Annotated in this window: 12 protein-coding genes and 3 pseudogenes; 6 read left to right on the top strand and 9 right to left on the bottom strand. The window is 71.1% G+C overall.

All coding sequences use genetic code 11. From position 1 onward, the window contains the following. Positions 1-136: 136 nt before the first annotated feature. Positions 137-634 (top strand): annotated as a pseudogene (locus tag ACIRYZ_RS19470) (GDP-mannose 4,6-dehydratase); the annotation flags it as partial. A 352-nt stretch (positions 635-986) separates the two neighbouring features. Here the strand turns inward: ACIRYZ_RS19470 and ACIRYZ_RS19465 are convergent. Then, positions 987-1,739 carry an ABATE domain-containing protein gene (locus ACIRYZ_RS19465; RefSeq protein WP_402945731.1) on the bottom strand — a complete coding sequence of 251 codons (753 nt, stop codon included), beginning with the start codon at positions 1,737-1,739 and terminating at the stop codon, positions 987-989. Between the two features lie 95 nt (positions 1,740-1,834). On the opposite strand from ACIRYZ_RS19465, the gene ACIRYZ_RS19460 reads away from it, so the two are divergent. Continuing rightward, a complete protein-coding gene (locus ACIRYZ_RS19460) occupies positions 1,835-2,632 on the top strand; it encodes an MBL fold metallo-hydrolase (RefSeq protein WP_402945729.1) in 798 nt (265 codons plus the stop codon). A 66-nt stretch (positions 2,633-2,698) separates the two neighbouring features. Here ACIRYZ_RS19460 and katG read toward each other — a convergent pair whose 3' ends face one another. Further along, positions 2,699-4,885 carry a catalase/peroxidase HPI gene (katG, locus tag ACIRYZ_RS19455; RefSeq protein WP_402945727.1) on the bottom strand — a complete coding sequence of 729 codons (2,187 nt, stop codon included), beginning with the start codon at positions 4,883-4,885 and terminating at the stop codon, positions 2,699-2,701. Between the two features lie 452 nt (positions 4,886-5,337). On the opposite strand from katG, the gene ACIRYZ_RS19450 reads away from it, so the two are divergent. Both ACIRYZ_RS19450 and ACIRYZ_RS19445 read left to right on the top strand, forming a co-directional pair. Then, complete coding sequence (locus ACIRYZ_RS19450) at positions 5,338-5,820, top strand: hypothetical protein (protein WP_402945725.1); 483 nt, start codon at positions 5,338-5,340, stop codon at positions 5,818-5,820. Positions 5,821-5,857: 37 nt separating this feature from the next. Continuing rightward, positions 5,858-5,944: pseudogene (locus ACIRYZ_RS19445) on the top strand (IS5/IS1182 family transposase); the annotation flags it as partial. A 59-nt stretch (positions 5,945-6,003) separates the two neighbouring features. On the opposite strand, the gene ACIRYZ_RS19440 reads toward ACIRYZ_RS19445, so the two are convergent. Next, positions 6,004-7,107: a hypothetical protein gene (locus ACIRYZ_RS19440; protein WP_402945723.1), complete on the bottom strand. Its 1,104-nt coding sequence runs from the start codon at positions 7,105-7,107 to the stop codon at positions 6,004-6,006. Positions 7,108-7,644: 537 nt separating this feature from the next. Between ACIRYZ_RS19440 and ACIRYZ_RS19435 the strand changes: the two genes are divergently transcribed. Beyond that, positions 7,645-7,899 (top strand): hypothetical protein, encoded by a 255-nt coding sequence (locus ACIRYZ_RS19435; RefSeq protein WP_402945721.1) that lies wholly within the window; start codon positions 7,645-7,647, stop codon positions 7,897-7,899. A gap of 6 nt (positions 7,900-7,905) precedes the next feature. On the opposite strand, the gene ACIRYZ_RS19430 is transcribed toward ACIRYZ_RS19435, so the two are convergent. From ACIRYZ_RS19430 to ACIRYZ_RS19420, 3 genes are all read right to left on the bottom strand, one after another. Beyond that, the gene (locus ACIRYZ_RS19430; RefSeq protein ID WP_402945753.1) at positions 7,906-8,307 is read right to left on the bottom strand and encodes a helix-turn-helix domain-containing protein; all 402 of its coding nucleotides are present in this window, start codon (positions 8,305-8,307) and stop codon (positions 7,906-7,908) included. Positions 8,308-8,499: 192 nt separating this feature from the next. Beyond that, positions 8,500-9,549 carry a LacI family DNA-binding transcriptional regulator gene (locus ACIRYZ_RS19425; RefSeq protein WP_402945719.1) on the bottom strand — a complete coding sequence of 350 codons (1,050 nt, stop codon included), beginning with the start codon at positions 9,547-9,549 and terminating at the stop codon, positions 8,500-8,502. Between the two features lie 133 nt (positions 9,550-9,682). Further along, positions 9,683-10,984: a hypothetical protein gene (locus tag ACIRYZ_RS19420; protein WP_402945717.1), complete on the bottom strand. Its 1,302-nt coding sequence runs from the start codon at positions 10,982-10,984 to the stop codon at positions 9,683-9,685. On the opposite strand from ACIRYZ_RS19420, the gene ACIRYZ_RS19415 reads away from it, so the two are divergent. Continuing rightward, positions 10,934-11,614, top strand: coding sequence for an FG-GAP-like repeat-containing protein (locus ACIRYZ_RS19415; protein ID WP_402945716.1), 681 nt, complete (start codon positions 10,934-10,936; stop codon positions 11,612-11,614). The genes ACIRYZ_RS19420 and ACIRYZ_RS19415 overlap by 51 nt on opposite strands. Positions 11,615-11,834: 220 nt before the next feature. Here the strand turns inward: ACIRYZ_RS19415 and ACIRYZ_RS19410 are convergent. The 3 genes and pseudogenes from ACIRYZ_RS19410 to ACIRYZ_RS19400 all read right to left on the bottom strand — a co-directional run. After that, positions 11,835-12,119, bottom strand: a pseudogene (locus tag ACIRYZ_RS19410) (transposase); the annotation flags it as partial. A gap of 402 nt (positions 12,120-12,521) precedes the next feature. Beyond that, positions 12,522-16,190: an AfsR/SARP family transcriptional regulator gene (locus ACIRYZ_RS19405; protein WP_402945712.1), complete on the bottom strand. Its 3,669-nt coding sequence runs from the start codon at positions 16,188-16,190 to the stop codon at positions 12,522-12,524. After that, positions 16,187-16,981 carry a BTAD domain-containing putative transcriptional regulator gene (locus ACIRYZ_RS19400; protein WP_402945710.1) on the bottom strand — a complete coding sequence of 265 codons (795 nt, stop codon included), beginning with the start codon at positions 16,979-16,981 and terminating at the stop codon, positions 16,187-16,189. The genes ACIRYZ_RS19405 and ACIRYZ_RS19400 overlap by 4 nt, the downstream gene beginning before the upstream one ends. Positions 16,982-17,181: the final 200 nt, after the last annotated feature.

Raw genomic sequence — 17,181 nt, 5'->3', positions numbered from 1 at the left:
CCTGCGCCGGCCTGACCCTGTATGCGGTCCTCCGCGAACTCCAGGCCCTCCTGGCCACCTGGACCGGCGCCTGCTCGATATGCGGCCAACCCGCACCGACACCAGAACCACACCACCGCACCTAACAAAGCCCTACTACTGGCACGCCTTCGAACTGCCGGTCTCGGTGGTCCGCCCGTTCAACACCTACGGACCGCGCCAGTCCGCCCGCGCGGTGATCCCCACCATGCTCGCCCAACTCCACTCCGGAGCACGGCAGATCAAGCTCGGCTCACTCACCCCCACCCGCGACTTCACCTACGCCACGGACACCGCCGAGGGCTTCCTGGCCACCGCCCGGGCCGAGCGGACCATCGGCGAGGTGCTCAACCTCGGCACCGGCCACGAGATCTCCATCGGCGACCTGGCCACCGCGCTCATCACCGCCAGCGGCCGGGACGCCGAGGTCGTGGTCGACTCGAGTCGACTGCGCCCCGGCGGCAGCGAGGTGGCACGGCTGCTCTCCGACAACCGCAAGGCGCACGAACTCGCCGGCTGGCAGCCGCGCGTCGACCTGGCGGAGGGCCTGCGCCTCACCTCCGACTGGGTCGCCGAGCACCTGCACCTGTTCGCGCCCGAGCGCTACCAGGTCTGACGCCGGGGTGGAGCGGGCTGTCGGACCGGCAGCGGGCGACTCCCCTCCGCGCCGGCCCTGCAGCTCGCTCCACCCCCGCCTCGGCCCAGCTGGTAGTCCAGCCTTCGAGGCGGGCGCCCGGGACGGGCACCCGCGAACTGGCCGGGCTGCGCGGAACCGGCCACCTCAACCATCGGCCGCGCGAGGCGTCCTACCCCGCAGCGGACCCTGCCGTCGGCCTCGGACGAACCGCGCTCCCTTACGACGAGTCGGTCGTCTGACGGATTGTCCACGCGTTGGGCCTGAACTGATTGGCTTCCCCGGAACACCGCAGTGTGCGGCTTGTGTTGGGCATTCCCGTGAAGCCGTCAGGTCAGTCGGCCAGCGTGCCTCGGTAGCCGACGGGTCCCTCGTCGGGGAACTGCGCGGTGGCCCCCGTCTCGGGTGCTTCGTCGGCGCCGACGGCATCGTTGTGGTGGGCGACATGGAGCGTGAGAGCTTCGTCCGGCTGGTCCGGTGATGGCTGCGCCTTGGTGCGGCGGGCGTAGGCGCGGGCCGCGCGGGCGCGGTCGCCGCAGCGCACGGAGCACCAGTTTCGGCGGGCGTGGGTGCGCAGGAGGTAGCGTCGGCACGGGGGAGAGGCGCAGGCGGCGAGGCGTTCGGCGTCGGGGCCGGTGAGCAGGTCGGCGGCGTCGGCCGCGAGGACCGCGAGGGCGTGGTCGACGATCCGGTCGGTGGGGTGTGGGTGGACCCGGTGCAGGCCGTGCACTGGGTCCCAGCGCAGCAGTGCGGCCGTGGGGGCGCTGGTCAGTGCCTCGTTGACGGCGAGCAGTGCGTCGTCCGGCGCGGGGAGTTCGTCGATCCGGGACGCGAAGAGTGCTCGCAGCTGATCCCGCAGGGCGCGCAGCCGCGCCGTGCACACCTCGAACAGCTGGGCGTCGGCCGGTGAGAGGTCGTGTTCGACCAGCCAGCGCGTCGCCGCGCCGGGGGAGTCGAGCAGGTCCAGGTGCTGGCCGCCCGGGAAGGCGAGCGCGGTGTTGGCGAAGTCGAGCGCGCGGTGCTGCTCCGCCCCTGGTGCGGGCGGCGGGACGTGGTGCTCGGACGTGGTGCTCGCGGTCTCCTGCATGACTCTCATGTTAACCGTTGCTTTTTTCCGTGAGGCTCGGCTAGTTTTCTCTCACGGAAAAAACCTGCCCCATCCGTGAGGAAGTGATGGCCGAGATGACCGAGACCAGCGCACCCGCCGAGCAGACCTCCATCAGGACCTTCGGCGGCCCGACCGCCCTGATCGAGTACGGCGGGCTGCGGTTCCTCACCGATCCCGCCTTCGATGCCCCCGGCGAGTACCCCCGGGGCAACGGCTACGCCCTCGTCAAGACCGCTCCCGCCGCCGTCGACCCCGCCGAGCTCGGTCCGGTCGACGTGGTCCTGCTCTCCCACGACGAGCACCCCGACAACCTCGACCACTCCGGCCGCGCGCTTCTGGCCGGCATCCCCCTGGTCCTCACCACGCACGGCGGCGCGGGCCGCCTCGGCGGTAGCGCCCGGGGCCTGGCGCCCTGGGAGAGCGTCGAGCTGTCCCGCCCCGACGGTCGCACCCTGACCGTGACCGCCACCCCCGCCCAGCACGGGCCCGAGGGCTGCGAGCCCGTCACCGGCGAGGTGATCGGCTTCGTCCTGACCGCCCCGGACCTGCCCACGGTCTACGTCAGCGGCGACAACGCCTCACTCGCGCTGGTCGAGCAGATCGCCGAGCGCTTCGCCCCCGTGGACACCGCCGTCCTGTTCGCCGGCGCTGCCCGCACCCCGCTGTTCGACGGCGCGCTGCTCACCCTCGACAGCGCCCAGGCCGCCGAGGCCGCTGCTGTCCTCGCCGCCCGCCGCGTGGTCCCCGTCCACTTCGACAGTTGGGGCCACTTCACGGAGGGCCGCTCCCACCTCGTCGACGCCTTCACCGCGGCCGGGCTGCTGGACCGCCTGGAGCTGGGCCCGGCCGAAGTCGCCGCCGAACGCGGCTGACTACGCCACGACGCCCGACCGAGAACGTCCGGGCCGGCCGCTCGCCGGCCGGCCCGGACATCGGGATCAGGCCAGGTCGAACCGATCGAGGTTCATGACCTTGTCCCAGGCGGCCGTGAAGTCACGCACGAACTTTTCCTTCGAGTCGCCCTGCGCGTAGACCTCTGCGATGGCTCGGAGCTGAGAGTTCGAACCGAAGACGAGGTCGACGGCGGTGGCGGTCCACTTGACCTCGCCCGTGGCGCGATCCCGCCCCTCGAACACGTTCTCGGCCGAGGCGGACGCCTTCCACTCCGTGCCCATGTCGAGCAGGTTCACGAAGAAGTCGTTGGTCAACGTCCCGGGCCGATCGGTGAGGACACCGTGCCGGGACTGCCCGACGTTGGTGTCCAGGGCCCTCATGCCGCCGATGAGAACCGTCAGCTCCGGAGCGGTCAGCGTCAACATGAACGCCCGGTCCACCAGCCGGGTCTCGGCCGGCAGCTTCTCCCCGGTCCGGAGGTAGTTGCGGAACCCGTCGTAGGTCGGTTCGAGCACGGCGAACGACTCCACGTCGGTCTGCTCCTGCGAGGCGTCCGTACGCCCTGGCGCGAACGGAACCGTGACGTCGTACCCGGCGTTCTTCGCCGCCTGCCCGACGGCCGCACACCCACCCAGCACGATCAGGTCGGCGAGCGAGACCTTCTTGCCACCGGACTGCGAGCGGTTGAAGTCCTGCTGGATCTGCTCCAGGGTCTGCAGCACGCCGGTCAGCTCGGCCGGCTGGTTGACCTCCCAGTCCTTCTGCGGCGCGAGGCGGATCCGTGCCCCGTTGGCCCCGCCGCGCTTGTCCGTGCCGCGGAAGCTCGCTGCCGCCGCCCACGCGGTGGAGACCAGCTGCGAGACGGACAGCCCCGATGCGAGGATCTCGCCCTTGAGGGCGGCGATGTCCGGCTCTGTGATCGGTTCGTGGTCGACCTCGGGGACGGGGTCCTGCCACAGCTGCGGCTCGGGAACCCACGGGCCCAGGTAGCGCGAGCGGGGTCCCATGTCGCGGTGCAGCAGCTTGTACCAGGCCTTGGCGAACGCCTCCTCGAACTCGTCGGGGTTCTCGTGGAAGCGCTTGGTGATCGGCCCGTAGACCGGGTCCAGCTTCAGCGCCAGGTCCGTGGTCAGCATCATCGGGGCGTGCCGCTTGGACGGGTCGTGAGCGTCGGGCACGGTGCCCTGGGCCTTCGGATCCTTGGGGGTCCACTGCTTCGCCCCGGCGGGGCTGGTCGTGAGCTCCCAGTCGTACGTGTACAGGTTGGCCAGGAAGCCGTTGTCCCATGTGGTCGGCTGGTTGGTCCAGGCGCCCTCCAGCCCGCTGGTGAACGCATGGGCGCCCGTGCCGCCGTCGAAGGTGTTCTTCCAGCCGAGGCCTTGCTGCTCGATGGGGGCGGCCTCGGGTTCCGGACCGACGTACTGGGGATCGACCGCACCGTGGGCCTTGCCGACCGTGTGGCCGCCGACGATGAGCGCAGCCGTCTCCACGTCGTTCATCGCCATACGACCGAAGGTCTCTCGAATGTCCCGGGCGGCAGCCAGCGGATCCGGGTTGCCTTGGGGCCCCTCCGGATTCACGTAGATCAGGCCCATCTGTACGGCGCCGAAAGGCTCGGCGAACTCCCCCGGTCCGCTGTAGCGCTCGTCTCCGAGCCAGGTGTCCTCAGGGCCCCAGAAGATCTGGTCGGGCTCCCAGATGTCCTCGCGCCCGAAGCCGAAGCCGAAGGTCTTGAAACCCATGGATTCATAGGCACAGTTACCGGCGAAGATCAGCAGATCGGCCCAGGAGATCTTCCGGCCGTACTTCTGCTTGATCGGCCAGAGCAATCGGCGTGCCTTGTCCAGGCTCGCGTTGTCGGGCCAGCTGTTGAGGGGGGCGAACCGCTGAGCGCCACTGCCGCCACCGCCCCGGCCGTCGGCGATGCGGTAGGTGCCGGCGGCATGCCAGCTCATCCGGATGAAGAGCGGCCCGTAGTGACCGTAGTCGGCCGGCCACCAGTCCTGGGACGCCGTCATCAGCTCGAAGAGGTCCCGCTTCAGCGCCTCGACGTCGAGGGTCCTGAACTCTTCCTTGTAGTTGAAATCCCCACCCATCGGGGTGGACTGGGGCGAGTGCTGGTGGAGAACCGACAGGTCCACCTGGTTCGGCCACCAGTCCCGGTTCGTCCTGGGCCGATGCGGAGTGGAGGTCGGGGAGGGGATGAGTGGGCTCTCGCTCTCGCTGGACATGCCGGATCGTCTCCCTGTCTCGCTGTTTCGTTCTGATGGCTGGATTGCTCGGGTGGCAGCGCGCAGGAGGTGGGCGGCCAGGGCGGGAGCGGGAAGGACCGTCCGGAGCTGGGCTTCGCCCGGAGCGACTCCTCCTCCTGCACGCGCGCATCATCCCCTGGCCGGCAGAGCGGGCAGGGGAGGCGCGGCCGGACCGTACCCGGCGAGCCCTGGGAGAGGGCGGCCATGTGCCGGGTCTCGAGGTCGGAGCCGGTGCCCCGGACCGCCTCGTCCGCCGACTCCAGTGCGTGCCCGTACACCGAGGTCGAGCTCGTGCAGACACAACGACGCACTGCTGCGGCGGACGACGCGTCCGGCAGGTCCCGGGTCGCCACGACGTTGATCGCTTTCAGCGCGGACAGGCGGCGATGCTCTCGCCGCCTGTTGTCCCAGGTAGCGCCTATGGTTCCGCCATGAGCGTTCCCGAGGTCATCCCGATCAGATACGAGCCTGCCTACCGCACGAGCACCATCGGGCGATGGCAGGGCGGCCAGTTCTTCGCGTCGGTCACTGCAGCCTTCCCCGAGGGCTGGAGCGGCGACGACTGGCAGTCCCAGAAGCGTTGGTGCGCGGTGTTGCATCGGTTCGACAGGGCCGGCCTGCACCTGGACTCGCGCATCCAGTTCACTGGCACCACAGCGGACGGCGAGCAGAAAGCGATCGACGCGGCCCGACTCCTCCTTGACGAGTGGCTGGACGCTCTTCCGGAGTGTCAGTACCAGGACATCGCGATCGCACCCTTCGCCGTCCGGTTTGAGGGATCCCTGTTCGGCCTGGTCCTGGAGGAGGACGTGGACGAGGATGACGAGGAGGAGGAAGACAGCGGGGTATGGGCCGAGTTCTATCCCGACGGCCTAGGCTTCAACGCACCCTGGGACGGTTGCTACGACACCTGAGCCCGCGCCGACGAGGAGCCGCAGGCCACTGCGGATGGAAGCCGCCGGACGCTCACCCGTCGACCGGGGCAAGCGGGGAATGAAACGGTCGGGCATGACCGCCGGCTACGGCATCCCGCTCGGCCTCGACGCCGACCATGACCACTCACCTGTCTATGCGGCCCTTGGCCGAGGGAGCGAAAGTCAAAGACGTCGGACGGCCTGCGCCTCGGCCCGTTCCACCGTTGCTCGCCCGTGGACGTGGACCAGTGCCAGATGGAACAGCGCGGGGGCCACCGGAGCCCAGCGGTGGATGCGGTCCGAGTGCAGCAGATACCTGGCCACCGTTGCCGCGCGGAACGGAACGTAGTCGATGGTCTGGTGCTCCCACCTGTCGGCGACCCCTCTGCTCAGCCGGGTCCGGAGCCCCTGGTGTGTCAACTCGTTCAGGCGCGCGTAGAAGTGGGCGCTCCACTGGCGCTTCTCCACGTCCAGCACGAAGGCCAGGAGCTCGAGCGAGTACTCGTGCGGCTCCAGGGACAACTCCTCCCGCATGCCGCGCCGAGCAACCGCGTGGAGGACCGGCGCGCTCCTGCCGGATGAATCGATGTGCCGGGACACACCCTCGTTGACGGAGGAGTTCCAGGAGCCCGGTGCCGTCCTGACCCGGTCGCTGCGCCGACTGACCACCAGCATGTCGTCGGCGGTCACCACGGCGATGTTGACGCCCAGGCTGCACTGCAGGAACGCCGGCGCCTCAAGGGGGTGGTCGGGGTCGAGGTAGCGGGAGCGCAGTGTGCTCCCGTCGGGCAGCCGACGGTCGAGTTGCTGGGCGGCGAGGAAGGTGTAGTAGTCCGTGGGCCGCAGCCGCAGGCGGACTTCCGGTTGCTCGTCGACGGGTGTCCGGGAGATGTCGAACGACTCGACCGCGTACCGGAGACCGTTCCAGACCGGCGTTCGTCCCTCCGCCCGGAGCCGGACGCTTTCGGCCTCGATCTCGTCCCACCAGTGCGCGATCTCTGCGGGAAGCTTGATCTCGTCGTCGAGTACCTGGATGTGCACGCCCTCGGCAGGAATGGGTGTTTCGCCGTCTCCCTCGACGATCAGTGCCGGTGTGCGTAGTGGGCCCAGCGAGAAGGTCGTCCACGAGGGACTGGGCTCCTCCCGGAACCGAAGGCTTCGAACCGCACCGAACCAGCGTCTGCGCACCCTGAACCATGAGTTCTGAAGGGGCTGTTGGAACAGCACTGCGAACAGCATCCCGATCACGGCACCGGCGACGCCGTTGACCATGTCTATTCCGCCCATGCTGCGGAGCGTAGCGGGAGGTGGTCGAGCCTCGGGCGATCTTCGCCCTTCCGTTACCGCAGCCGCTCGCGGTAGCGAAGCAGTCCAGTGATCACAGAGCGTCGCAAGTCCATGACCGCAAGGTGCTGCGCCGGTTTCTGTCGGGGTGCCACCACCGTGCCTACCTGCGCTGCCTCTTAGGCGACAACGCTGCCGTCGGGTGCGGATCACCTCCGCGTCGACGACCTGTTCCCGCCGGACCTCGCCCGGACCACGAAGCCCGGCAGCGCCGCGGGCGGGCGCCGCAGACGCGGGCAGCGCCGGCACGGCCGGCAACACCACCACCGCGAACGCACAGGTGCCGTCGGATCCTCGGGATCGGCTCGCCGGGCTCCGCAGAGGACTGCCCGCTCGGATCGAACTCGTCGAAGGTGGCTACCAGCCTGCTGGCGATGCCGCCGAGACGCTCAAGGCCGACTTCAAGGATGCGATCGACCTGCGGGCTCAGTTGGGCGAGGACCTGCTCCCGGCCGATCAGCGGCGTCGATCTTCGCGGAGATGGAGCTCAAGCGGATCAAGGCCAGGGTCAGCGCCGCCCACAAGCACCTGCGCAAGACGGACCGGTGGGCGGGCGGGCAGCCGCCGTACGGCTACCGGATCGTCGACCGTGCCGGCGGCGGCCGCACCCTGGAGCCGGACCCGGTCACATCCGAGTGGCACGTCGCCAACCGGACGGCGCTGGTGGGGCGGGCGTACGCGTTCGGCGTCCTCGTGGCGGACGTGTGGCCGTCGGAGCCTGCCCGCCGCACGTGACGGCCGTCAACCGGCCCGGCGCAGGTGTCGGGGCCCGGCCGGGCGGGGTTGCGGACAGCGTCGGCGGCGCCGACAGCACGGACCGCTCTCGCCGATCGCGGTCAACGGCAGGACCATCACGACCACCGCGGACGGCTGTTCGTCCACCTCCCCGGCGGCCGGCGTCTCGTGACGGCTCCCGTCCGGCTGATCGAGCCCGCTGCCGGGAACGGCTCGCGCGGCACGGAGAAACCATTCCAATCGCGAGGTCCCCAGGCCGAGCGCCTCCGCCAGCTGCTGGACGGAGCGGCGCTGCGGTCGGCGCACCCGGCCCCGCTCGATGTCGCTGATCGTCCTCACACTGACCTTGGAACGCCGGGCGAGTTCCTCATGCGTGAATCCCACTTCACGACGAAGCGTCCTCAGCATGCCCCCGAATGCCGAATCCCCTTGTTGTGCCTTCGACACGTCACCCCCCAGAATCTTGGCGTGTGGGAGCGCTCCCACACGCGTCGGGAGCGTAGCAGCACCTCATGCCCAGGTCAGCCGCGACACGCGTCAGTGGCTCATAACGGAACAACGGGACGTGACGGCCTCTCAGTTCGAAGCCGTCCGAGGCCGTCAGGCCGAGGCGCGGACCGTCAGTTCGGTCGGAAGGATCACCTGGCGACGCGGCCGCCCGGGTTCGGCGATCTCCTCGAGCAGCAGCTGAACCATCAACCGCCCCATCGCCTCGGCCGGTTGGCGAACACTGGTGAGGGGCGGCTCGGTGCTACGGGCGATGACGGAGTCGTCGAAGCCGACGACGGCCACGTCTCCCGGCACGCGCCGCCCGGCCTCGCGCAGCGCCCGGAACGCGCCCACGGCCATCAGGTCGGAGGCGCAGAACACGGCATCGAGGGTGGGCATTTCGGCCAGGAGCTCGCACATCGCCGCGTAGCCGCCCGCCTCGGTGAAGTCGCCGTGGGCGACGAGCGCGTCCTCCGGGGCGAGGCCGGCCTCCGTGAGCGCCTCCCGGTACCCCGCCAGGCGTGCCCCGGCCGCCTCCATGGCGAGCGGCCCCGTGATGGTGGCCACTCTGGTGCGGCCGCGCCCGGCCAGGTGCCGGACGGCCGCCCGGGCCCCGCCGGCGTTGTCGGCGTGGACGTAGCTCAGCGATTCGCGCTCGGACCGGCGACCGCCCAGCACGGCCGGCATCCCGAGCTGTTCGAGCAGGTCGGGCAACAGGTCGTCCTGGCGCACCGAGACCAGGAGCACCCCGTCGACCCGACGCGCGGTGAGATAGCGCGTCAGACGCTCGCGCTCGTCCTCGTTGCGGACCAGGGTCAGCAGCAACTGAAGGTCGGTCGACGCGAGTTCGTCGGAGATCCCGGTGATGACGTCCGCGAAGTACGGCTCCGACCTCAGCCGCGCCAGGCTCTCCGGGACGACCAGGGCGACGACGTCGGTGCGCGAGGTCACCAGGGACCGTGCCGCCTGGTTGGGCACGTAGCCGAGTTCGGCGACGGCGTGCTCCACGGCCTCCCTCGCCCTGGCGCTCACCTTGGGCGAACCGTTGATGACCCGGGACACCGTTCCCCGGCTGACTCCCGCGCGGGCGGCCACGTCCTCCACCGTCGGTCGCGCGGCAGACCGGGCGCTTCCGGGGCCCGGGCTGTCAGTTCGGGGCATGATCACACTCCGGTGTGGCTCACTCTCGGGAGTGGCCATCCTACACGGAGTGAGAGCGCTCCCACCGGCGCTCCCACGGGCCCGGCCCGTCGGCCGGTCGGGAGGGTGCCCGACCGGCCGACGGGACCGGCGGTCACAGGGGCATGCCCTGCCAGCCGCCGAGGTTGGTGGGCGTCGTGCCCGTGCGGTAGTAGACGCGGCCGTCCGTGCCGATGGCGAACACGTACAGGACACCGCCGCCGTCGACGAGCGCGGTCGGGTAGTCCAGGACGGTGCCGCCGAGGTCCTGCCAGGCGCCGTAGCCGGCGTTCGGGGCGGTCTGGGCGGTGGTGCTCACGCCGCCGCCGCCGTTGCGCTCGAACAGGACGACCTGTCCGCCGAGGTTGGCCATCGCCGGCTCGCCCACGCCCTTGTGGCCGCCGAGGTTGGCCGGGGACTGGCTCCACGGTCCGCCGGGCTGGGTCTGGTAGCTGACCAGCATCGCGCCGGTGTCGGCCTCGCGGTAGGCGAGTTCGATGCGGCCGTCCTGGTCGAGCGCGGCCTTGGGCGGGCTGGCCGGCCGGGAGTTCGGGATCGGGCCCGGGCCGTTGATGGCGCCGTTCGGAGTGGTCTGCCACCAGTTGACGACCCCGTCGCGGGTGCTGGCGAACACCTCGATCCTCCCGACGCCGTTGCGGATCGCGGTGACCGGGTCCTGGATGTCGGTGCCGTGCAGGTCCTCCCAGGTGGTCGTCCAGGCGCCGTTCGGGCTGGTCTGCCGGATCGCGCTGAGGCCGCCGCCGCCGTTCTTGACGAAGAGCTCCAGCCGGCCGTCCTGGGAGGCGACCACCGCGGGCACGCCGACCTGGTCCGCGTTGTTGAGCCCGGCGTTGGGGTTGCCGAGGTCGGCCCAGCTGTCCCGCCACACGCCGTTGGGCGTGGTCTGCGGGACGGAGACGATGTGGTGGTCGGTCAGTCGGCGGGCGAAGGCCTCCATCCGGCCGTCGGCGTTGGTGCCGACGGCTATGCCCGGCGCCAGCCTCCCGCCCGGGTCGGCGAACCGTGCCGGGCCGCCCCAACTGCCGTCCCCCTGGCGCCAGTACGTGTAGAGGGAGCCCGCCCGGACGACGAAGACCTGCGGCCGGCCGTCCTGGTTCAGCCCGGCCCAGCAGGTGCCGCGCGACCAGCGGTAGTACATTCGGGAGAACCAGGCGGTCTCGTAGTTCCCCGAGTGGTCGTGGCTGGCGTACTCGGAGACGAACACGCCCTTGGTGCCGACCGTCGCCGGGTCGAGGTTCACCGGGGAGTCGCCGATGTTGTAGTCCCGGTAGTTCACCTGGATCAGCGAGCCGCCGTACTGGCTCGCCGCCATGCCGGCGAACTTCGCGGCGGAGATGTGGTCCGAGTGGTCGCCCCTGTAGCGGGTGTCCGGGAGTTCGTCCTGGGCCCGGAGCACGGTCGGCTGGTACGTCACCATGATCTGCCGCAGCACCTCGACGACGTCCGCCGCCGTGTAGGTCGACGGTCCGGACAGCGGGCTGTCCTTCGGGACGACCGTGGTGTCGCCGCCGCCAACGGGAACACGGCCCTGGCCGAGGTCCTCGCCCCGCGGCCCGCCCCGACCAGCCCCTCCCACACCTTCTCCCAGACGACGGCCGGAGCCTTCCACGGCAAGGGCATCGGCGACCTCGTCGCCCGCGACGACTCGGACGGGCACCTGTACGAGTGGGCGGGGCTGGGAGACGGGTCCTTCACGGCCAGGGCCGACCTGACGGCCGGCTGGGGTCCGTTCTCGCAGACGGTCGCCGGTGACTTCCGGGGGAGCGGTCACGCGGACCTGATGGCGCGGGAGGACGCGACGGGCAACCTGTACATGTGGCCCGGCAACGGGGACGGTACCTTCGCCGGTCGCGTGCTCGTCACCGACGGCTGGGGTCCGTTCTCGCAGACGGTCGCCGGGACCTTCCGGGACACCGGCCGCGCCGACCTCATCGCCCGCAACGACACCTACGGCGTCCTCGACGAATGGATGAACACGGGCGGAGCCTCCTTCTCCCACGCCTTCCGGCTCACCGACGGCTGGTGACCGGCCGGTCGGCCCGTCCAACTCGTCCAGCTCGTCCTACCCGGCCAACGCGCTTGCACGGGACCACCGTTCGCAGCGGTGGCCCACCGGGCGGGGCGGCTCGCCGATGGCGAGGAGGACGTCCAGCAGGACCGAACAGCTGAACCACGTCACGCAGGTCATGAAAGATCTCCGCGAGGAGAAACGCCGCGGCCTGTTCGACTACCCCGGCGGCGACGACGACGAGGTAGCGGATCGCGTCGAGTAGCTGACGGTGGCAGTAGCCCTCCGGCCGCCCGCCCCGGCCGCTCATCCACGCCGGCACCGGCAGCAGGCCCCGCACCGCCGCCCACTCGGCGTCGGTCATGTCGCTGTTGTAGCGTCGAACACGCTCGCCGTGGTCGCCCGCGTTGCCGTACCGGTGTGCGAAGCAGTCACACCCTGGGGGAACGGAGTTGCCGCCGACCGCGGCGACGGCGTACAAAAGCGGCAACAGGGCCTCCCCGCAGCTTTTCGGTCTCGACAACCTCCAAGCTGCACAGGGGCCCTGTCTTCATGCGGCGACAACACCGAGATCACCCGAATCGGGAACCCACGAACACTCGTGCTGACCCCAAGCCCCGCGACGGGTTTGCGGATCGCTTCTAACCGCATCGGCAGCGGCGCGGATGAACGAGGGGGACGCGTGATCCAGGAAAGCGGGCCCGGGTCTCCGATGACGACATCTCTAGCTGTCCTCCGCACCGATCTTCAGTGGCCTTGACTGACGATTCGTCACAGCTCGCCCAGGTCTCCGCCTACTTCGCCGACCGCCTGCCACCCCTCAAGCGCCCCTGGTACCTCTCCTTCTCCTGGCCCGGCGCCTGATCCGGCCCAGGGGTGTGGGCTCCGTGGCAGGACGAGGGAACCGGGCCGGCGTACGGCCCAGTCACAGACCCTGAGCACGCTGCGTGAGCTCGCGCACCGTGCCCGCCTCTGGCACGCCGAGGCGGGTGAAGACGGCGTGCGCCTCCTGGAGCCGGTCCAGGCCGGCCGCCGGATGGTCAAGGCGCAGCAGGGCCTCGCCGAGGGCGGCGTTGGCGAGGGCCTGGGAGTAGGCGGCTTCCAGTTCCTCTCCGATGGCGAGTGACTCGGTGGCGGTTTCGGCGGCCTCCGAAGCCCGGTTCGCGGCTAGCAGGGCGGCGGCGAGGCGGGCGAGGGTGTAGCTCTCCCAGAGCCTCATTTCTTCGGAGCGGTACAGAGTCAGCGCCTCGCGCAGGCAGTCGACGGCCTCGCCAGGTGCTCCGGTCCTGCCGAGCGTGACGCCGAGTTGGTGGAGCGCATGCGCGAGCGCGACCGCACTGTCCGTAGCCCTGGCCGCCTCGACCGCGCCCCGTGCTGCTCGCAGTCCTGCCTCGGGCTGCCCGGACACCGCGTAGGCCGTGGCCATGTTCGCCAGGATCCGGGTCTCGATCGCCACCGCTCCCCTGCTCCGGCTGATCTCCAGGGCCTTCTCGTAGAGCGGTAGGGCGTCACCGGTCCGATCGGTCATGCTGAGCACATTGGCGAGCCGGAAAGACACGATCGCTCGGAGCCGTGTCCCGTCCTGCGGCCCGAGGTGTCCGAGGCTCTCCCGGTACGCCACCTCGGCTTCCCCGAAGTCCCCCGCCTGGGCGTGCAAGTCGCCCTGGAGGTAACGGGTCCTGGCCAGCAGAGCCGACCCGCGCTGGTACTGCGCCGCCCGCTGGAGGAGGTCCGTCAAGTGCTGCATCGAGCCCCAGTCCGGTAGCAACTCACCCAGCGTGACGACGAGCTCCACCGCCGGGCCCACCGGACCGCTCCCGCTGCAGGCGGCGTCGACGGCAGCGAGGATCAGGTACCGCTCGGAGGTGAGCCAGTCCCGGAGGCCCTGGCTCCCGCCGGTCAGGGCGAGCGGGGAGACGGGAAGATCGTAGAGCGGATCGGGCAGTTCGTCGCCCAGCCCGAGTTCCCGCACCGCCTTGCGCGCGGTGGCGAGCAGGACGTCGATCAGTCGGCGCAGCGCGGCGTTCCGTTCGTCGGTGTCGTCGACGAGCTCGTTCCGGTGCTGGGCGTAGAGCCGGAGCAGGTCGTGGTAGCGGTAGCGCCCGGGGGTGTGGCTGTCCAACAGGTTCGCCTCGACCAGGCTCTCGGCCAGGGCCTCGACGGCCTCCTCCGGCAGGTCCAGCAGAGCTGCGGCCGCGAACAGCGGCAGATCGGACGAGTCAACGAGGGAGAGCAGGCGGAAGGCCCGCGCCTCCTCCCGTGACAGTTGGTCGTAGCCAAGCCCGATCGTAGTCTCCACCGCCAGGTTCCCCAGCCTCAACTCATCGAGCCGACGCCGCTGGTCGGCCAGCCGCCGAGCCAGGTCGCTGACGCTCCAGCGCGGCCGGGCCGCCAGCCGGGTGGCGGCGATCCGCACCGCGAGCGGCAGGAGTCCGCAGGCGATGACCACCGAAAAGGCGGCTTCCGGCTCGGCGGCGACCCTGGCTGAGCCGACGATGGTGGAGAACAGCGCCAGAGCCTCCTCCGGGGTCAACTCCTCCACGTCCGAGATGGACGCCCCGGCCAGCGCGGACAGCCGTGAGCGGCTGGTGACCAGCACCGCGCTGCCGGACGCTCCGGGGATGAGCGGACGCACCTGGTTCGCGTCCCAGGCGTTGTCCAGCACGATGAGCATCCGCCGGCCGGCCATCAGGGAACGGTAGAGCGCGACGCGCTGCTCGAACGGGTCCGGTGCCTCGACCACGCCCAGCGCGTACAGGAAGTCACCCAGCACGGTCGTCGGATCGGCCGGCGTCCCACCCGCGCCCCGCAGATCGGCGAACAGCTGACCGTCCGGGAACTCGGCCCGGACGGCGTGGGCGGCGTGCACCGCCAACGTGCTCTTCCCCACCCCGCCGATCCCGCACAGCACGTGCACCTGGACCACCGGCTCGGCAGCTCCTTCGAGCAAGGCCCTGCTCAGCTCACTGGCCAGCTGCGCCCGTCCGGTGAAGTCCGCGACACTCGGCGGGAGTTGTGCCGGTGCGGGCAGGGCCGGAGGGGCTGGTGGCTCCGAGCGGTGGGGGCTCGGCACCGGGTGGAGGAGTGAAGGGTCGGCCGAGAGGATGCGGGCATGCACGGACGCGAGCCCCGTACCCGGCTCGACGCCGAGTTCCTCGATCAGCAGCTTCCGGGTGTCGGCGTAGACGCGGAGTGCTTCGGCCTGGCGGCCGGCCCGGTAGAGGGCGACCATCAACAGCTCGCGCAGCCGCTCGCGCAGGGGGTGTTCGCGGGTCAGCCCGGTCAGCTCGGCGACGAGCTCGGCACCGGAGCCCAGGGCCAGTCGGGACTCGAAGCGGAGCTCCTGCCCGGCGACCCAGCTCTCCACCAGCCTGAGCCGCAGCGCGTCGATCCTGGGCCCGGGCAGGCTCACGAAGGGCCGGACGCCGCCCTCCCAGAGGCCCAGCGCCGCGGTGACCGCCCGGACGGCCTCGGCGTGGTCCCCCGCTGTCCGGGCCGCCCTGGCTTCGGCGAGTCCGTCCTCGAAGACGTGCAGGTCGACGCTCTGCCGTGGCAGGCGCAGCGCGTAGCCGTCGCTCACGCTGACGAGCCGGCTCGCCGGCCGGCGCACCTCCCGTTGGGGTTCCAGGACCGCCCTGAGCCGTGACACGTACGTCCGCAGCGCGGCGACGGCCTGCGCCGGCGGGTGGTACCCCCAGAGGCCCTCGACGAGTTCTTCGGTCGTGACCGGCTGGCCGAGCTGCGCGGCCAGGATCGCGAGCACGGCCTGCTGCTGGGGCGAGCCGAGCGGGACCGGGTTGCCGCCCAGCCAGGCCTGCACCGGGCCGAGCAGCGAGATCCGGGGCTCCTCCTCGGTGGACGGCTGCTTGGTCTTCTGCTCGGCCACCACAGCCGCCACGGCCACCGCCGCCTGCCCGCCATCGCTCCCGTCCCGCCGGAGCCGCCAGGCCTCGACCGCCCGGCCCGAGCGCTCCAGGGCCTCCTCCAGCTGGCCGCGGAACCGCTGGTCCTCGGGGAACGCGGCCACCAGCGCCCGCAGTTCGGGCAGCACCGTCTCGGCCCGGCCGTCCCGCAGGTCGGCGTCGTTGCGCAGGGCCAGTGCCTCCAGGCGGAGTTCCTCCAGCCGGCGCCGTTCGGTCTCCAGTCGCCCGTGTGCCCGGACGCCGGTCAGGGCCGGTCCGCTCCAGCAGTCCAGGGCGCGTTGGAGCAGGGTGGAGGCCTGCCCGGGCCGTCCTTCGGCGAGGGCTTCGCGAGCCCGGGCCAGGTGCGCCCGGAACCGGGTGAGGTCCAAGTCGGTGGGGTTGATGTCGAGTGCGTAGCTCTCCGAGCCCGCGTGCCGGGTGACGGTGAACGTGGCTCCGGCCGCGCGCAGTTCGGCGCGCAGCCGGCTCACCACGGTGTGCAGTTGTGCCCGGGCGTTCAGCGCGGCCCCGTCTCCCCAGATGTCCAGGACGAGCTGTTCGAGCCCGACGGGTCGCCCGGGTGCGAGCAGCAGGGCGGCGAGCAGGGCGCGCCCGCTGGCGCCGCGAATCTTGACGGGTGCGCCGTCGACGGTCAGGGTCACGGGCCCGAGCAGCCGGGCGTCGACCGTCACCACTGTTCCTCCAGTGCGCCGGAGAGGACCAGTTCGCGTTGCCGCCGCAGCTGTTCCGGTACTCGCGCGTACTGCTGCTCCCAGCGCGCCAGTTCCTCGTCGAGGAGGGCGAGGGCTCGGCGGCGGGAGCCGGTCAGGAAGAGTGCGGTGGAGAGCAGCACCACGATGACGTCGTTGCCGGGGTGTTCGAGGTTGAGCTGCTGAAGGTCGACGACGGCGTCGGAGACCGCGCCGGTCCTCATCCGGACCCGGGCCGCCCTGGTGCGGACGTCCTGGCAGAGGTCGACCAGCCCCTGGCGGATCGCCCGTACGTAGGGGGTGGGTTCCAGGTCGGCCAGCGGTTCGCCGCGCCAGCGGGACTGGGCGGTGATGCACATCTCCAGGGCGCCCTTGTAGTCGCCCTTGTCCTCCAGCTCCCGCCCCCGGTCGGCCCGCCGTTGGAAGACGAGGGCGTCGACCGCCTCGGCGTCGATGTGCAGGGCGTAGCTGGCCTGTTCGCGGGAGTAGCCCGGGTAGCCGGCCAGTTCCGTCGCCGGGGCGCCGGCCGGGGTGTGTTCCCCGAGCCGGCGGCGCAGGTGGTGGACGTGCACCTGGATGGCGTCGATGGCGGTGGCGGGCGCCCCCGCGGGCCAGAGCCGGTCGCGGATCACGGCGACCGGGACGGCCTGCGAGCGGGCGAGGAGCAGCAACGCCAGCAGGGCGCGGCGCTGCGGCGGTCCGAGGCTGATCGGGGTGCCGGCCCGGCGGGCGCTCACCGGTCCCAGCAGGAGGAACTGAAGGTCTGTCGCCACCCGGGCACATTAACAGAGCACTCAGCAGTCGTTAAGTGCTCTGGCAGAGTGGCCGTTTCGCTCCTGTTTAGCCCTTGCGGGGATACTGGACGCAGACGTCGTGTGACTCGTCCAGTCCGACGTCCGTTGCAGGTGGGAGCCCTCGGGGGTGGTAGCCCGAGGGATCTCGCCTTCTCGTGCTTCCCCCAACACTGTTGCGG

Source organism: Kitasatospora sp. NPDC101155 (genome assembly GCF_044768305.1).
GTDB lineage: Bacteria > Actinomycetota > Actinomycetes > Streptomycetales > Streptomycetaceae > Kitasatospora.
This window is presented reverse-complemented; position numbering and strand designations above follow the sequence as displayed.

Coding starts and splice junctions, on each gene's coding strand:
- ACIRYZ_RS19465 (WP_402945731.1), bottom strand. CDS start 1,739: ATGCAGGAGACCGCGAGCACCACGTCCGAGCACCACGTCCCGCCGCCC.
- ACIRYZ_RS19460 (WP_402945729.1), top strand. CDS start 1,835: ATGACCGAGACCAGCGCACCCGCCGAGCAGACCTCCATCAGGACCTTC.
- katG (WP_402945727.1), bottom strand. CDS start 4,885: ATGTCCAGCGAGAGCGAGAGCCCACTCATCCCCTCCCCGACCTCCACT.
- ACIRYZ_RS19450 (WP_402945725.1), top strand. CDS start 5,338: ATGAGCGTTCCCGAGGTCATCCCGATCAGATACGAGCCTGCCTACCGC.
- ACIRYZ_RS19440 (WP_402945723.1), bottom strand. CDS start 7,107: ATGGGCGGAATAGACATGGTCAACGGCGTCGCCGGTGCCGTGATCGGG.
- ACIRYZ_RS19435 (WP_402945721.1), top strand. CDS start 7,645: ATGGAGCTCAAGCGGATCAAGGCCAGGGTCAGCGCCGCCCACAAGCAC.
- ACIRYZ_RS19430 (WP_402945753.1), bottom strand. CDS start 8,307: ATGCTGAGGACGCTTCGTCGTGAAGTGGGATTCACGCATGAGGAACTC.
- ACIRYZ_RS19425 (WP_402945719.1), bottom strand. CDS start 9,549: ATGCCCCGAACTGACAGCCCGGGCCCCGGAAGCGCCCGGTCTGCCGCG.